We start from the raw sequence: 14,110 nt of genomic DNA, 5'->3' as shown, positions 1-14,110 counted from the left end.
GTGAAATTGGGAAGAAGATTGAAAATGTGAGCATTAAAAAGCCGTCACTCTATTGCGAAAGCCGAATAAGTAAAAAGTGCCAAAACTCCGAATCAAGAAATCCAGGCGTTTAATTTTCGCCCTGTTATTCCTCCTATGTCTGACATTTGGAGCATGGCTGTGGTGGCGGGAGAGGGAGGAAGCCCTGAATTTTGTCAGGTATGAAGAATTTGGGATCGACATGCCGGTTAACTATTCCATCCATGGGATTGATGTATCAAGATTCCAGAAGAATATTAACTGGGCGGCGGTGGAACAGATGCAGGTGGAACGTATCCATATCTCCTTCGCATTTATTAAGGCAACAGAGGGTATTACCCGTCAGGATGCCTTATTTAAGCAGAACTGGCAGAAGGCAAAAAAAGCGGGTATTGTCAGAGGGGCATACCATTTCTTTTACTCTACCCGTGACCCCCTGAAGCAGGTGATCAATTTTCAGAATGTAGTGCAGCTCGAAGCCGGGGATCTGCCGCCGGTGCTGGATATAGAAGTACATAATAATCAACCGCCGGCAGTGATCAGGTCTACTGCCAGGATCTGGCTGGAAGAGATGGAAAAAGCCTATGGGGTGAAGCCGATCATTTACACTAACATGCACTTTTACGAAACGTATCTTGGAGAGGAATTTGACCGTTATCCTTTATGGGTGGCACACTATTACCAGAAAGAGCGGCCATCCACACAGCGTCACTGGTTATTCTGGCAGCACAGCGATATAGGCCGGGTAAACGGGATCTCTACAACGGTTGACTTCAACGTTTTCAGAGGAGATAGCCTGGCGCTTCGTAAATTATGCCTTCCTTAAACATAACAAATTGACATGGAAAATCAGGAACCTCAGCAGGACAGAAAGGAACAATTCGATATGAGGATCGTGCACTATTTTGTCCGGATCATGCGGACAGTGTTCCTGGGTTTTTTCTGGATGCTGGTGAATGTATTTCTGGGATTATATCTGGGGTTTGCCATACCGGAAGAGTCTACTCGCGGCAGGATGATTTTCTTCTACACCTTCCTGGTGCTTTCACTGGCAGGCTACCTGTTCATTGTCAGGAAAATGTGGAAACACAACGGACATGTACAGGACAACTATTAACAAATAAGAAGTGATCAATCATAACATCACTCCTACAGGCTTTTGGCCCATATGGGTAACATATAATTGATCACTTAACGAACCTACAGCAACGTCGACTGCTGCAAATATGCTTGTTGCATACCTTTGATAATGCGGGCAACATCTTCCTGCGACTTGCCGGTTTTCCGCTCAAGTCTGCTATACAGCTCCCTCTCTTTACCTCTTTCAAACACTAGATCTTCGTCTGAAAGTTCACTGAAACGCTGCTTGAGCAGTTTCTTCAGTACCGACCACTGGTATCCCCGGATGTTCATAGTAGCATTTTTATTTTTGTTATAGAATTTATATTAGTAGGTATCCAAGTTGCCAATTTTCGATTGCTCGTCCGTGTTTTTCGTCAGGGTAACTGTACACTATTGCTGAGGTATAACTATCATGGTTATCAACACGGCTGGATGAGATAATGTTCAATATCTATGCCACCAGCGGGCATCTAAAAGTTAAAACAATGTTAGACTTTAAAGGCGCAATTCCTTTGCAGTAGCGAGTTTGGACAAACTATATTATAATATTGTTAATAGGGTGCTTGCTAAAAAAGGTGCTAAAACGCATCAGGCGGGCAGAACTGCAATCTATTGCACCAAACGCGACTTCTGCTGCTTTGTGGAATGTGCTGCACATCCATTACAACGGTTTGGGGTGCCCGGTGTGGAATGCATTACTCATAACTGCCGTGTAATGCGTAATTGGCGAGGATTTAACGCATGGAACAGACTTTGCAAAGTATTAATTGAACGATGACAATAACAACCTAAACGGAAAGTTATGCTAAGTGAAAAAGAATCAGGAAAGGATAAAAAGCCTTCCGAAAAGTATGAGCAGAAAGAACAGCATCCCGTTGAAATTTTAAAAACAGATAAAGCAGACAAATCACGCAATCCACTGCACGCAGACCTTTCAGAGAAACCCGAAAAAGAAAATGCAGCAGTGCGCGATCAGGATACTGAAAACTAAGTCGTTACCATAGTTTATTGATTGACCTCTCAAATATGGTATTTCCCAACGGAGGGAAAAACGATTAGTAATATTCTTCTTTAATGTTGTGGTGTATAGCAGGCCGTCCCATTCATGGGATGGTTTTTTTTTAGCTACTATGGTCTGCAATGATCTTCCAGCTTCCTTTAATGCGTTTAATGATCAGTGAAAAATGCCCCTCCAGGTCGCCTATTGTTCTTTGCAGGTGCCATTTCCCTACTACAAAATAAACATCTGATGCCAAAGGCTTCATTTCCAGTATATTGAATGCCAGCTTACCCATGGCTGTTGCGTCAGGATACGATTTCCTGTAATTATCCAGGGTGGCCTGCCAGCCATAGGTGGGCCCTCTTTTACCAATAAATATCAGGGAATCGGACTGCCAGTAGGTAGTCATAAATACGTCCAGGTCGCCCTGGTTCCAGGAAGCTGTTTGTTTAGCCAGTAAAGCTCTAATGGCAGACTGCGGCTGTTGTGCACGAACGGCCGTAAACGGAGCGGCCAACAGGATAAGGAACAATAAAAAACGCATGGTAATTTTTAGTAAAAGATAAACAGTTTTTGCGATGCAGGGCAATCTGATTATACTACCTTTGCAAAAATCAACAACTTATGCCCGGATATGAATTTTTTGGCCCGGAAGAACGCAAAGAGATAAACGATGTACTGGAAACAGGCATTTTTATGCGTTATGGCTTTGATGGTCCCCGTAAAGGCATCTGGAAAGCTAAAGAACTCGAACAGGCCATTTCTGAAAAACTGAACGTAGCCCACACTCAGCTGGTATCCAGCGGTACTGCCGCCCTCACAACAGTTATGGCTGCATTGGGAATTGGCGCCGGGGATGAAGTGATCATGCCCACATTCACATTTGTGGCCAGCTTTGAATGTATCTTTTCTGTAGGGGCAACTCCTGTCCTGGTAGATGTGGATGATACGCTGACACTGGACCCTAAAGCTGTGGAAGCGGCTATTACTCCCCGTACCAAAGCGATTATGCCCGTACATATGTGCGGCGCTATGGCCGATCTGGATGCGCTGAAGGCTATCTGCGACAAACACAATCTGATCTTACTGGAAGATGCCTGTCAGTCCTTTGGCGGCAGCTATAAAGGCAAAGCGCTGGGAACGATCGGTCATGCCGGTGCATTCTCTTTTGACTTTGTGAAAACGATTACCTGTGCGGAAGGCGGCGCTATAGTAACAAACGATAAAGACATTTATATCAAATGTGACGGATATTCCGACCATGGTCACGACCACCTGGGCGTAGACCGTGGCGCTGACCTGCACCCATTTATCGGGTATAATTACCGTATCTCCGAACTGCATGCTGCCGTGGGGCTTGCCCAGGTACGCAAGCTGGATACCTTCCTGAGCATCCACCGGAAAACAAAAAAGATCTTCAAAGATGCCCTGGCTACTGTACCTGGCGTAACTTTCCGCCGCCTGCCAGATGCTGATGGTGATAGCGCTACCTTCCTGGCCTTTTTCCTGCCTGAAGAACATCAGGCAAGAGCAGCAGCTGCTGCCATGAAAGCGGCTGGCTTACCAGCATTCTACTGGTATGACAATAACTGGCACTACATCCGTAACTGGGATCATTTCAAGCAAAGCACGGTGCTTTCCCGTTTTGCACCAGGACTGCAGCAGGCAATGGAGCTGTACAAAGTGAAACAATTCCCCGTGTCTGACGCTATCATGAGCCGTTGTATCTGTACGCCGATTAACCTGAGCTGGAGTGATGAGGAAGTACAGCAGCGTGCTGAGAAATTGGTGAATGCAGTAAAGAGCGCCCTATAAAAGATAAGCATGAAGAAAGTAGCCTTGATTCCCGCCCGTTATGGGGCTACCCGTTTTCCGGGTAAACTGATGGCTAAGCTGGGAGGTAAATCTGTAATTCTGCGTACTTATGAAAGTACTGTGAACACAGGTGTGTTTGATGAGGTAATGGTGGTGTGCGACAACGAGATCATTTACAATGAAATTGTCAATAACGGTGGTAAAGCCGTAATGAGCAAAAAAGAGCACGAGTGCGGTACCGATCGTATAGCGGAAGCTATTGAAGACCGCACAGATGTGGATATCGTTGTGAATGTGCAGGGAGACGAACCTTTTACCCAGAAAGAACCGCTGGAAAAGTTGCTGAAAGTATTTGAAGGAGAAGACGGTAAACAGGTACAGGTGGCATCCCTGATGCAGGTACTGAAAGACCCGACATCTATCGAAGACCCGAACTACGTGAAGGTGGCGGTGGATAAGAAATTCAATGCCCTCTTCTTTTCCCGCTCTGTCATTCCTTACCCGCGCGATAAGAACGTTCAGACCATATATTATGAGCACATCGGTATCTATGCATTCCGCAGACAGACCCTGATGGACTTTACCAAAATGCCGGTAAGTCCGCTGGAGGCTGCAGAGAAGATAGAATGTCTGCGCTACCTGGAGAATGGTATTCCCATGAAAATGGTGGTGACAGAATATATGGGTGTGGAGATCGATACGCCGGAAGATTTGCTGAAGGCAGAAAAATTACTGTAATACTAAATCATTAAACGACTGAGATGAAATTCAGGAACTTTAAAATGGTCGATTACGTGGTATTTGGCCGTGGTGCGTTTGACCAGCTTGATGAGATACTGGCTCCCCGCCGCAAGGGCGATGCGCCGATGATATTCTTTGTAGACTATTTCTTCCAGGGTAATGAGGCATTTGCCAAACGTATTCCCCTGAGAGGTAAAGATAAGATCGTATACATTGATGTTACGGACGAGCCGAAGACCAAATATGTGGATAAAGTAAGAGATGAGCTGACAGCGGAGTTTGGTGAAGTAAGCGGTATCATTGGTATTGGTGGTGGCTCCGTAATGGACATGGCCAAAGCGGTATCCCTGATGATGAAAAATCCCGGTTCTTCTGCAGATTACCAGGGATGGGACCTCGTAAAGGTAGCCGGTGTGTATAAAGTGGGTATTCCAACCCTCTCGGGTACAGGAGCGGAAGTAAGCCGTACCTGCGTACTGACAGGGCCTACCCGTAAACTGGGAATGAATTCCGATTTTACGCCATTTGACCAGATCGTACTGGATCCTGAACTGATAAAAGGTGTACCGGTAAACCAGCAGTTCTATACAGCGATGGATTGTTATATCCATTGTATCGAGTCCCTGCAGGGTACTTACCTGAATGCGTTCAGCCGTTCTTACGGAGAAGAAGCACTGCGCCTCTGCCAGGAAATATTCCTGGAGAAAAACACCTGGGATGATGACGCAGACGAAAAACTGATGATGGCATCTTATGCCGGCGGTATGAGTATCGCTTATTCACAGGTAGGCGTGGCGCATGCCGTGAGCTATGGCCTGTCATACCTGCTGGGTACGAAACATGGTATTGGCAACTGTATCGTGTTTGATAAACTGGAAGAGTTTTATCCGGAAGGCGTGAAGGAATTCAAGCTGATGGTGAAGAAGCATAATATCGACATCCCGCAGGGTATTACCAAAGGCCTGTCTGACGAGCAGTTCAATGCTATGATAGATGTATCTCTGGGAATGGCGCCGCTGTGGGAGAATGCACTTGGTAAGAACTGGAAAGAACAGATGACGCGTGAACGCCTCCGTGCATTGTACGAGCAGTTATAATACGAAGAGTATCACTACTTATAAAAAAGCCCCCTGTTTTCAGCAGGGGGCTTTTTTATAAGTAACTTATGGCAGAAACCTTCTGATAGGAATAGGCGCCCGCATATGAACAAAACGCCACATGACCTGCAGGCGGCGGTTGTGATAAATAAACAGGAGATATAAAGCCGCCATCAGCGTCACAGTTGCTGTACAATAGAACGTGAGCGGGAAAAAGCGGGCATCGTTATGATAGATAAAGGCAGACAGGTAAGCGCCAAGGCCAATACCCGCTTCCATCGCAATATACATCGTAGCCAGCGCGCGGCCCTTATGCTGTGGATGACCCAGATCGATAGTCCAGGCTGTGATAGCCGGAGAGTTCATACCAACAGAAACGCCATAAATAATAGCAGCAGTCAACATCATCGCCGGTGTATGAGCAATAGCCAGCAGGAAAACGCCGATAGCCATGGTAATGGTAGAGATCTTCAGAATAGGCACCCGGCCGTATTTGTCAGACACCTTACCAGCCAGCAGGCGAATACTGATGGAGGCCGCCGTAAAGAAGGTAAAGAACAATCCTTTATTCTGAATACCCAGGTAAGTACTGAAGTCCGGAATGATGGTGAACAGTACCCCGTAGCTGAGATATGTCAGGAAGATAACGATCACCGGCGCCAACACCAGCGGCTCAAATATTTCACTTTTGGCAATCTTTAATGTCGATAAACGGAACCGCTGTTTGTCCTGTAAGGTTTCCCGCATGCCGCCCACCAGGATTACAACAGACAATAAGGCAAATACTGCAGATACCTGAAACATGATATGTATGTCCCAGTGATTGGTAATATAACCGCCGATAGCTGGCCCCATGGCAAGACCTATAGTGCTGAACAGGCCAACCATACCCATTGCTTCCGCCCTGCGGGTGGAAGGAACAATGTCGGCAACATATGCTGCGGTGCCGGTAGGCTTGAATCCGGTGGAAAAACCGTGAAAGAAGCGGAGTAATAAAAAGGCGCCTACAGAGCTGACCAGCGGGTATAAAAGGCTGCACACCACACAAACCAGCGAGCCGAAGATCATGACTGGTACACGGCCGATCGTATCTGTCAGCTTTCCGCTGAAGGGGCGGGACAATCCGGCCATGAGCGTAAAAAGCGCAAGAATATATCCTTTGTAATCCTCACCACCCATCCGGGTCAGATAGGCCGGCAATTCCGGTAGCAACATGTTAAAGCTGGCGGAAAACAGTGCATTGCTGAGGCATAACATTATAAAATGGAAGGTGTAAATTCTCCCGGGCAACTGATCCATGCGGCAAATTTACGATAAACGGCAGAACCCCAGCCGGTTAATGGGAAAAATACAACTTATATTATTTATCGGCCGGCGGGTAGTAAATTTGTAGACATCCCCAATTTACAGGTATGGAAAACAAAGAACTCCGTTTGGCAGTCCTCATCGATGCAGATAATATTCCTTACGCCAGTGTAAAAGCCATGATGGAAGAGGTGGCCAAATATGGCATCCCGACTTTCAAACGGATATATGGAGACTGGACGAAACCCACACTGACCGGCTGGAAGGCGGTCCTGCTGGATAATGCCATTACTCCCATTCAGCAATACAGCTACACCAGCGGCAAGAATGCGACAGACTCGGCCATGATCATTGACGCCATGGACATACTATATACCGGGAGGGTGGATGGGTTCTGTCTCATCACCAGCGACAGCGATTTCACCCGTCTGGCCACCCGCCTGCGGGAGGCGGGAATGCGTGTATTCGGGCTGGGAGAGAAGAAGACGCCCAGCGCTTTCCGCGCAGCTTGCGACAAATTCATCTACCTGGAGATCCTCGCCGGTAATGGTAAGGAATCGTCCGCCAAACGGAAAGCAGACAAGGGGAATGGAAAAGCTATCAGCAAGGCCGATAAATATGTGGTAAATCTGCTGGCCTCAAGTATCAACGATATTGCGGATGAAGACGGATGGGCTTACCTGGGAGAGTTAGGAAACCTGTTGCTGAAGAAACAACCGGACTTCGACGCCCGTAACTATGGATATAACAAACTGATACAGCTGATTAAAAGCTTTGAGGATTTCGAAATAGATATCCGGGAAAGCAGCCGTAAAATGGGGAAGCTGGTATATGTCAGAGTAAAATAAGACATAAAAAAAGCTGTTCTACCATGGAGTAAAACAGCCTTTTTAATATCTTAATAAGTTGGATACTAGCGCTTAGCGTATTTGATAGCAGCGTAGAGGAACATTAATGCAAACAGGATAATAACTCCATAAGTCAGATAATGAGCAATCCTGTCTCCAGCTCTGAAAAAATCGGTAGTCTCTACGTTATTGATTACTTCAAGCAACATAAAAATGATGTTTAGTGGTCCGGGCTGCAAGTTAGCGCATTCTGTTTGAAAATCCCAACATGCATACCTGCCTAATAGTTTGAGAGTTGCTCTATATATTGATGCATACGCGATTTAGCGAGGAAATTTTTCTCCAGTGGTGCGGCAAACGGAACTGGGGTATCCAGCCCTGCACAACGCATTACCGGTGCATCCAGCATTGTGAAGCAATGTTCTGCTATCCACGCGCTGATCTCTCCACCCAGTCCGCCGGTGAGCGTATCTTCATGAAGAATTAACACCTTGCCGGTAGCGGCCACTGCTTCCCGGATGGCGGTGTAGTCCAGCGGTAATAAAGTACGCAGGTCCAGTATATGAATAGATAGCTGTGGATATTGATGTACATATTCCAACGCCCAGTGTACGCCGGCGCCATAGGTGATGATGCTGATATCTTCTCCCGCCTGTACTACTTTGGCCTTTCCGATCTCTGTCGTGTAAGGGTCTTCCGGCACAGGCCCGCTGATACTGCGATAGAGCGCTTTATGCTCGAAGAACAGTACAGGATTGGGATCTGCAAATGCGGCGAGCAGCAGCCCCTTGGCATCTGCCGGGGTGGCCGGGTATACTACTTTCAGTCCGGGTACGTGTGTGAACCAGGCCTCATTCGTTTGGGAGTGGAAGGGACCAGCGCCTACGCCTGCCCCTGCCGGTAACCTGACCACCACGTCGGCGGTCTGTCCCCAGCGGTAATGGATCTTTGCCAGGTTATTGACGATCTGGTTGAACCCGCAGGTTACAAAGTCGGCAAACTGCATCTCCACCATACTTTTATACCCCATCAGGGAAAGTCCAAGTCCCGTCCCTACGATGGCACTTTCACATAAGGGTGTGTTTCTCACTCTTTCTTTTCCATACTTCGCCACAAAACCATCTGTGATCTTAAAAGCACCGCCATATTCCGCGATATCCTGTCCCATCAATATCAGGTTGGGATATTGTTCCATGGCCTGGTTCAGTCCTTCGGAAATAGCGTCGATGAATCTTTTATCATGAACGGCGCTATCAGCCGCTGGTGAAACAGGGCTGGGAGCAGGTGCATAAATATCCTTCAGCTCATCCGCTTCGCTGACCGGTGGAGATACTGCTGTCAGAGCGGTATTTATCTCCCGGTCTATTTCATGTTTCAGCGTCTCCCGGATATCGTGAATACCTTCTTCGTTGATGAGTTGCAGATAGACTAAAAATCCTTCGAAATGCTGAATGGGGTCCTGTTTAGCCCATTCTTCCAACAGGGCGGGAGGGACGTACTTAGTGCCACTGGCTTCTTCATGCCCTCTCATGCGAAAGGTCATCGCCTCTATCAATACAGGCTGTTGTTCCTGCAAGGCATGACGCTTGGCTTCTTTTATGGCGTGATATACTTCCAGGAGATTGTTGCCGTTGATGCGCATCCCCCGCATGCCGTAGCCGGCGGCTTTTTGTACGAGTTGTTCACAGCGGTATTGTTCTTCTACCGGTGTGCTCAGTCCATAGCCATTGTTTTCTATAAGGAAGATGACGGGCAGGTCCCATACGGCCGCCACATTCAGGGCCTCATGGAACTCGCCCTCACTGGTACCGCCTTCGCCGGTAAAGGCCAGAGATACCTTATCTTCTTTTTTTAATTTATGTGCCAGAGAAATACCATCAGCAATGGAAAGCTGTGGCCCGAGGTGGGAGATCATACCACAGATATGATGCTGGCGGCTACCGAAGTGAAAGGAACGTTCACGCCCCTTGCTAAACCCCAGGGGACTGCCCTGCCACTGGTGGAACAGCTGCTGCAAGGGCATCTGCCGGGCAGTGAACACACCCAGGTTTCTGTGCAGGGGCAGGATCCATTCGTCATTATCCAACGCTAAAGTGGCGCCTACAGCAATGGCTTCCTGCCCGATGCCGGAAAACCATTTGCTTACTTTCCCCTGCCGCAGCAACAACAGCATTTTCTCTTCTACCAGGCGAGGATATAACAATGCCTTGTAAAAGGTCAGCAGTTCCCCGTCACTGATATGTGCACGTTCAAAATACATGGTATTAAGCTCAATCGTTATCGCCTCCCGCTATGCTATGCATGATACCACTAACAACGGTGAGGACCAGGCTGAATATCAGCGCCCACCAGAATCCGTCCACTTTAAACCCTTTTACAAGGTTGGACGCCAGCAGTATAATAATAGCATTGATCACCAACAGGAACAATCCCAGTGTAAGTATCGTAGCAGGAAGTGTTAGTATTATCAGTATTGGTTTTACCAACAGGTTCAAGATAGCCAATACTAATGCGAGCACAAGGGCAGTCGTAAAATCCTTGATATTTACACCTGGCAGCAGGTAGGCAGATAGCATAGCTGCCAGCGCTGTTACAAGCAAGCGGATGAGAAAGTTCATGTGATGAAATTTTTTGGGAAGGTAACAAAATTGAAGCTATACCGGCTTACAGAAAATCATCGCTTTCCCTGTAAGCTTTTATCAGGGTTAGTTCACCCTCTTTACCAGGGTTGGCGTTGCCGTGCTCCATGCCCAGCACCCCCTTGAAGCCTTTTTTATGTAAGTGCTTGAAAATGTTCTTATAATTGATCTCGCCGCTGGTAGGCTCCTTACGGCCTGGATTATCACCTATCTGAATATAGGCTATCTCATCCCAGCAAAGGTCCATGATGGGGATCAGGTTGCCGGTATTGCGCTGCATGTGATAGATGTCGTAAAGGATCTTACAGCTCGGACTATTCACTGCTTTACAGATGCCATAGCTCTGTTCTGCGGTACGCAGGAACAGGTCGGGGTTATCACTCAATGGCTCCATTACCATGATCAGCCCTTCTTTTTCCAGTACGGCCGCTCCCATACGGAAAGCCTCTATTACATTGGCGGTCTGCACGCCGATGGGCAGGTTCCTTTCAAAATAACCGGGTACCACAGTCGCCCATTTGGCATTCACGCGTTTAGCCGTTTCCAGTGCCTGTTTACATACTTTTACAAAAGCATCCTTGAACTCCTGCTTACCGGTAGTGAGGGATACTTTCCAGTTGTCGCCGGCATCTATCACAAAAACGCCCATCTGCATACCCAGTTTGCTGAGCAGCTTTCCGATCTTCTCCTGTTCTGCAGGATCGCGTTTCATCAGCCCATTGTCTTCTATGGCTCGGAAGCCCTGGTCATACATAAATTGGATCTGATCTAAAAAGCTGGCGCCGGCGCTGTTTTTAAACATCCCATCGTGAGGGGCATAGTTCAGGTTAAACGTCTTGCCGGCAGATTCCGGGTTTGTGAGACCGTTGGGCATCGCTGCGGCTGTACTGCCAATAGCCAGCGTGGATAGTCCTGCTAATGTGCTTTGCTGAAGGAATTTTCTTCTTTCCATAACGTTCTAAGGGTTGATTGCATGAATACTAAATGTAATCGCTTTTTGATTCTGTTGCAAGGGGGAAAGAGGAAAAGTGTAGAATTGACGCATCTTCAGCAGAAAAACGTTGCATTCCATTATTTGATTTAATAAATTCACAGGCATTACAGGTTTTATCTTTCAAGAAGTGTTATGAAAAACAGACTATTGGCGTTATCGCTGGGAAGTATGCTGACCAGTACTGCAATCGCACAGGAGACTATCAACCAGCCGTTTACCGCGTATGAAGAGAAGTTGCCCGGAACAACATTCACATTTAAAATGGTGCCTATCCCGGCAGGGGAGGTCACGATAGGAAGCCCGGATAGTGAAAAAGGTAGGGGCGCCGATGAAGGCCCTCAGAAAAAAGTGAAGATCGCTGCCTTCTGGATGGGCGCTTATGAAGTGACCTTTGAGCAGTATGACGTATATTCAGACCCGGAGAAAGACAAGACCCCCATCCCTGATGGAATGACAAGGCCCAGCCCTCCTTATATAGATCTGACACTTGGTATGGGAAAAGTAGGAGGTTACCCGGCCAATAGTATGAGCCAGTATGGGGCACTGATGTATTGCAAATGGCTCTATGCGAAAACCGGTGTTTTCTACCGCCTTCCTACAGAGGCTGAGTGGGAATATGCCTGCCGTGCAGGAGCTGCTACGGCCTATCCTTTTGGCAATGATATCTCGCAGCTGAAGAACTATGCCTGGTATGCCGCCAACAGTGATAATAAGTATCATAAAGTAGGAGAGTTGAAACCCAATGCCTGGGGACTGTACGATATGCTGGGAAATGTAGCTGAATGGACGTTGGATCAGTATGATGAGCAATACCTGCAGCACGTATCGGATACAGACCCCTGGAATAAGCCAACAACCAAAACGCCGAGAACAATTAAAGGAGGTAATTATCATGATGACGCAGCGATGCTGCGCAGTGCCAGCCGCCTGAAATCCGATCCGAACTGGAACCGCCGGGACCCGCAGATCCCTAAAAGTTACTGGTGGAACGCCGATGCTCCCTTTGTTGGATTCCGTGTAGTCCGCCCGCTTAAACAGCCAACCAAAGAAGAGGCCGAACAGTTTTTTGAAGACGTTATAGATCAATATAAAGGAGCCAGATAACAGCCGGTAAGGGGCTGCATTACAGCTTAGTACATATCCCCCACATTAACTCATAAAAAACTCTATCATGCAACAGGAAGAACTAAATCAATTCCACGGAAAAACCCGCAGAGACTTTATGAAACAATCGTCTCTTTTAGCCGGCGGACTGCTGGCTACACCTATGCTGTCCCAGGCCAACTTCTTTTCAGGCGCAGACAATGTTATCAAAATAGCCCTGATCGGCTGTGGCGGCCGCGGTACCGGTGCTGCTGTACAGGCGCTCAGCACAAAAGAAAATGTACAGCTGGTGGCAATGGCAGATGCTTTTGCCGACAAATTGAACAACAGCTATAACAGTATCAAAGACGAAGTAGGCGATAAGCCAGGACGTCTGAATGTAAAGGAAGAACACAAATTTGTAGGGTTCGATGCCTATCAGAAGGCCATTGCGTTGGCTGATGTCGTGATCCTGGCAACACCTCCGGGTTTCCGCCCTATCCATTTTGAAGAAGCGGTTAAACAGGGGAAACACATCTTCATGGAAAAACCAGTAGCTACCGATCCTGCGGGTATCAAAAGAGTACTGGATGCCGCTGAAGTGGCAAAATCAAAGAAACTGAATGTCGTGGTAGGCTTACAGCGCCGCTATCAGGCATCTTACCGGGAGATGTATAAGCGTTTCCAGGACGGCATTATCGGCGATGTAGTGTCTATGCAGGTCTGGTGGAACCAGGGGGCGCTGTGGGTAAGACCACGTAAACCCGAGTATACAGAAATGGAATACCAGATGCGTAACTGGTATTATTTCAACTGGCTGTGCGGGGATCATATCGTAGAACAACACATCCACAATATTGATGTGGGTAACTGGTTCATGAACGATTATCCGGTAACAGCAGTGGGTATGGGTGGCCGTGCCGTACGTACCGGCAATGAGTTCGGTGAGATCTATGACCACCACTTTGTAGAATACCGCTATGGCAATGGTGTAGTAATGAACAGTCAGTGCCGGCACTGGAAAGATGCTGACAGCAGGGTGGATGAAGAGATCGTGGGTATAAAAGGCCGTATGCTGATGGACAAGGCCGTGATCAAAGACCATAAAGGAAAGGTGCTGTACCAGTTTGATAAGAAAAATGAAAATCAACCTTACCAGGCGGAACACGATGAGCTGTTTGCCGCTATTGCCAAAGGAGAATACAAGTTCTGGGACGCAGAGAGGGCCGCTAAGACAACACTCACTGCTATCATCGGAAGGCTGGCCACTTATTCCGGACAGACCATCGCATTTGACAAGGCGCTTAATTCAGGCCTGAACCTGCAACCGGCAAAGTATGCCTTTGATGCTGCGCCGCCGGTGGTGCCGGATGCATCAGGTAACTATGCCTATGCAAAACCAGGCATCACTAGATATTTTAGCTAAGGCGTAGTATATTTATAAAAAG

At 47.5% G+C, this 14,110-nt stretch carries 16 protein-coding genes; 9 read left to right on the top strand and 7 right to left on the bottom strand.

Going from position 1 to position 14,110, the window contains the following annotated elements:
- Positions 1 to 76: 76 nt before the first annotated feature.
- A complete protein-coding gene (locus tag F3I09_RS05555; RefSeq protein ID WP_149694055.1) occupies positions 77 to 844 on the top strand; it encodes a glycoside hydrolase family 25 protein in 768 nt (255 codons plus the stop codon).
- 15 nt (positions 845 to 859) lie between these two features.
- Positions 860 to 1,135, top strand: a complete 276-nt coding sequence (locus F3I09_RS05550) for a hypothetical protein (protein ID WP_149694054.1) — start codon at positions 860 to 862, stop codon at positions 1,133 to 1,135.
- A gap of 83 nt (positions 1,136 to 1,218) precedes the next feature.
- On the opposite strand, the gene F3I09_RS05545 is transcribed toward F3I09_RS05550, so the two are convergent.
- Complete coding sequence (locus F3I09_RS05545) at positions 1,219 to 1,431, bottom strand: general stress protein CsbD (protein ID WP_149694053.1); 213 nt, start codon at positions 1,429 to 1,431, stop codon at positions 1,219 to 1,221.
- A gap of 511 nt (positions 1,432 to 1,942) precedes the next feature.
- Between F3I09_RS05545 and F3I09_RS05540 the strand changes: the two genes are divergently transcribed.
- Positions 1,943 to 2,131: a hypothetical protein gene (locus F3I09_RS05540; protein ID WP_149694052.1), complete on the top strand. Its 189-nt coding sequence runs from the start codon at positions 1,943 to 1,945 to the stop codon at positions 2,129 to 2,131.
- A 130-nt stretch (positions 2,132 to 2,261) separates the two neighbouring features.
- Here the strand turns inward: F3I09_RS05540 and F3I09_RS05535 are convergent, their stop codons facing one another.
- Positions 2,262 to 2,684 carry a DUF4440 domain-containing protein gene (locus F3I09_RS05535; RefSeq protein ID WP_149694051.1) on the bottom strand — a complete coding sequence of 141 codons (423 nt, stop codon included), beginning with the start codon at positions 2,682 to 2,684 and terminating at the stop codon, positions 2,262 to 2,264.
- Positions 2,685 to 2,764: 80 nt separating this feature from the next.
- On the opposite strand from F3I09_RS05535, the gene F3I09_RS05530 reads away from it, so the two are divergent.
- From F3I09_RS05530 to F3I09_RS05520, 3 genes are read left to right on the top strand one after another with little or no spacing between them, the layout of a single operon-like run.
- On the top strand, positions 2,765 to 3,955 hold the full coding sequence (locus tag F3I09_RS05530) for a DegT/DnrJ/EryC1/StrS aminotransferase family protein (protein WP_149694050.1): 1,191 nt from the start codon (positions 2,765 to 2,767) through the stop codon (positions 3,953 to 3,955).
- A gap of 9 nt (positions 3,956 to 3,964) precedes the next feature.
- Complete coding sequence (gene kdsB / locus F3I09_RS05525) at positions 3,965 to 4,693, top strand: 3-deoxy-manno-octulosonate cytidylyltransferase (RefSeq protein WP_149694049.1); 729 nt, start codon at positions 3,965 to 3,967, stop codon at positions 4,691 to 4,693.
- 23 nt (positions 4,694 to 4,716) lie between these two features.
- The gene (locus F3I09_RS05520; RefSeq protein WP_149694048.1) at positions 4,717 to 5,793 is read left to right on the top strand and encodes an iron-containing alcohol dehydrogenase family protein; all 1,077 of its coding nucleotides are present in this window, start codon (positions 4,717 to 4,719) and stop codon (positions 5,791 to 5,793) included.
- Between the two features lie 66 nt (positions 5,794 to 5,859).
- On the opposite strand, the gene F3I09_RS05515 is transcribed toward F3I09_RS05520, so the two are convergent.
- Positions 5,860 to 7,092, bottom strand: a complete 1,233-nt coding sequence (locus F3I09_RS05515) for an MFS transporter (RefSeq protein WP_149694047.1) — start codon at positions 7,090 to 7,092, stop codon at positions 5,860 to 5,862.
- A 113-nt stretch (positions 7,093 to 7,205) separates the two neighbouring features.
- Between F3I09_RS05515 and F3I09_RS05510 the strand changes: the two genes are divergently transcribed.
- A complete protein-coding gene (locus F3I09_RS05510) occupies positions 7,206 to 7,946 on the top strand; it encodes an NYN domain-containing protein (RefSeq protein ID WP_149694046.1) in 741 nt (246 codons plus the stop codon).
- Between the two features lie 65 nt (positions 7,947 to 8,011).
- On the opposite strand, the gene F3I09_RS33985 is transcribed toward F3I09_RS05510, so the two are convergent.
- From F3I09_RS33985 to F3I09_RS05495, 4 genes are all read right to left on the bottom strand, one after another.
- On the bottom strand, positions 8,012 to 8,155 hold the full coding sequence (locus F3I09_RS33985) for a hypothetical protein (protein WP_188133701.1): 144 nt from the start codon (positions 8,153 to 8,155) through the stop codon (positions 8,012 to 8,014).
- A gap of 71 nt (positions 8,156 to 8,226) precedes the next feature.
- Complete coding sequence (locus tag F3I09_RS05505) at positions 8,227 to 10,206, bottom strand: thiamine pyrophosphate-dependent enzyme (protein ID WP_149694045.1); 1,980 nt, start codon at positions 10,204 to 10,206, stop codon at positions 8,227 to 8,229.
- A gap of 10 nt (positions 10,207 to 10,216) precedes the next feature.
- Positions 10,217 to 10,564, bottom strand: coding sequence for a phage holin family protein (locus tag F3I09_RS05500; protein WP_149694044.1), 348 nt, complete (start codon positions 10,562 to 10,564; stop codon positions 10,217 to 10,219).
- 46 nt (positions 10,565 to 10,610) lie between these two features.
- The gene (locus F3I09_RS05495; protein ID WP_149694043.1) at positions 10,611 to 11,537 is read right to left on the bottom strand and encodes a hydroxypyruvate isomerase family protein; all 927 of its coding nucleotides are present in this window, start codon (positions 11,535 to 11,537) and stop codon (positions 10,611 to 10,613) included.
- A 174-nt stretch (positions 11,538 to 11,711) separates the two neighbouring features.
- On the opposite strand from F3I09_RS05495, the gene F3I09_RS05490 reads away from it, so the two are divergent.
- Both F3I09_RS05490 and F3I09_RS05485 read left to right on the top strand, forming a co-directional pair.
- Positions 11,712 to 12,683 carry an SUMF1/EgtB/PvdO family nonheme iron enzyme gene (locus F3I09_RS05490; RefSeq protein WP_149694042.1) on the top strand — a complete coding sequence of 324 codons (972 nt, stop codon included), beginning with the start codon at positions 11,712 to 11,714 and terminating at the stop codon, positions 12,681 to 12,683.
- 67 nt (positions 12,684 to 12,750) lie between these two features.
- Positions 12,751 to 14,088, top strand: a complete 1,338-nt coding sequence (locus F3I09_RS05485; RefSeq protein ID WP_149694041.1) for a Gfo/Idh/MocA family protein — start codon at positions 12,751 to 12,753, stop codon at positions 14,086 to 14,088.
- The last annotated feature ends 22 nt before the right edge of the window (positions 14,089 to 14,110 follow it).

This window comes from Chitinophaga sp. CF418 (assembly GCF_900142925.1).
GTDB lineage: Bacteria > Bacteroidota > Bacteroidia > Chitinophagales > Chitinophagaceae > Chitinophaga.
The sequence above is the reverse complement of the archived record's forward strand: the minus strand, read 5'-3'. Positions and strand labels throughout refer to the sequence as shown.

What these genes read in the sequence shown, in the direction of transcription:
- F3I09_RS05550 (WP_149694054.1), top strand. Translation starts at nt 860, where the DNA reads ATGGAAAATCAGGAACCTCAGCAGGACAGAAAGGAACAATTCGATATG.
- kdsB (WP_149694049.1), top strand. Translation starts at nt 3,965, where the DNA reads ATGAAGAAAGTAGCCTTGATTCCCGCCCGTTATGGGGCTACCCGTTTT.
- F3I09_RS05505 (WP_149694045.1), bottom strand. Translation starts at nt 10,206, where the DNA reads ATGTATTTTGAACGTGCACATATCAGTGACGGGGAACTGCTGACCTTT.
- F3I09_RS05495 (WP_149694043.1), bottom strand. Translation starts at nt 11,537, where the DNA reads ATGGAAAGAAGAAAATTCCTTCAGCAAAGCACATTAGCAGGACTATCC.
- F3I09_RS05510 (WP_149694046.1), top strand. Translation starts at nt 7,206, where the DNA reads ATGGAAAACAAAGAACTCCGTTTGGCAGTCCTCATCGATGCAGATAAT.
- F3I09_RS05515 (WP_149694047.1), bottom strand. Translation starts at nt 7,092, where the DNA reads ATGGATCAGTTGCCCGGGAGAATTTACACCTTCCATTTTATAATGTTA.
- F3I09_RS05530 (WP_149694050.1), top strand. Translation starts at nt 2,765, where the DNA reads ATGCCCGGATATGAATTTTTTGGCCCGGAAGAACGCAAAGAGATAAAC.
- F3I09_RS05545 (WP_149694053.1), bottom strand. Translation starts at nt 1,431, where the DNA reads ATGAACATCCGGGGATACCAGTGGTCGGTACTGAAGAAACTGCTCAAG.
- F3I09_RS05485 (WP_149694041.1), top strand. Translation starts at nt 12,751, where the DNA reads ATGCAACAGGAAGAACTAAATCAATTCCACGGAAAAACCCGCAGAGAC.
- F3I09_RS05520 (WP_149694048.1), top strand. Translation starts at nt 4,717, where the DNA reads ATGAAATTCAGGAACTTTAAAATGGTCGATTACGTGGTATTTGGCCGT.
- F3I09_RS05535 (WP_149694051.1), bottom strand. Translation starts at nt 2,684, where the DNA reads ATGCGTTTTTTATTGTTCCTTATCCTGTTGGCCGCTCCGTTTACGGCC.
- F3I09_RS05490 (WP_149694042.1), top strand. Translation starts at nt 11,712, where the DNA reads ATGAAAAACAGACTATTGGCGTTATCGCTGGGAAGTATGCTGACCAGT.
- F3I09_RS05500 (WP_149694044.1), bottom strand. Translation starts at nt 10,564, where the DNA reads ATGAACTTTCTCATCCGCTTGCTTGTAACAGCGCTGGCAGCTATGCTA.
- F3I09_RS05540 (WP_149694052.1), top strand. Translation starts at nt 1,943, where the DNA reads ATGCTAAGTGAAAAAGAATCAGGAAAGGATAAAAAGCCTTCCGAAAAG.
- F3I09_RS33985 (WP_188133701.1), bottom strand. Translation starts at nt 8,155, where the DNA reads ATGTTGCTTGAAGTAATCAATAACGTAGAGACTACCGATTTTTTCAGA.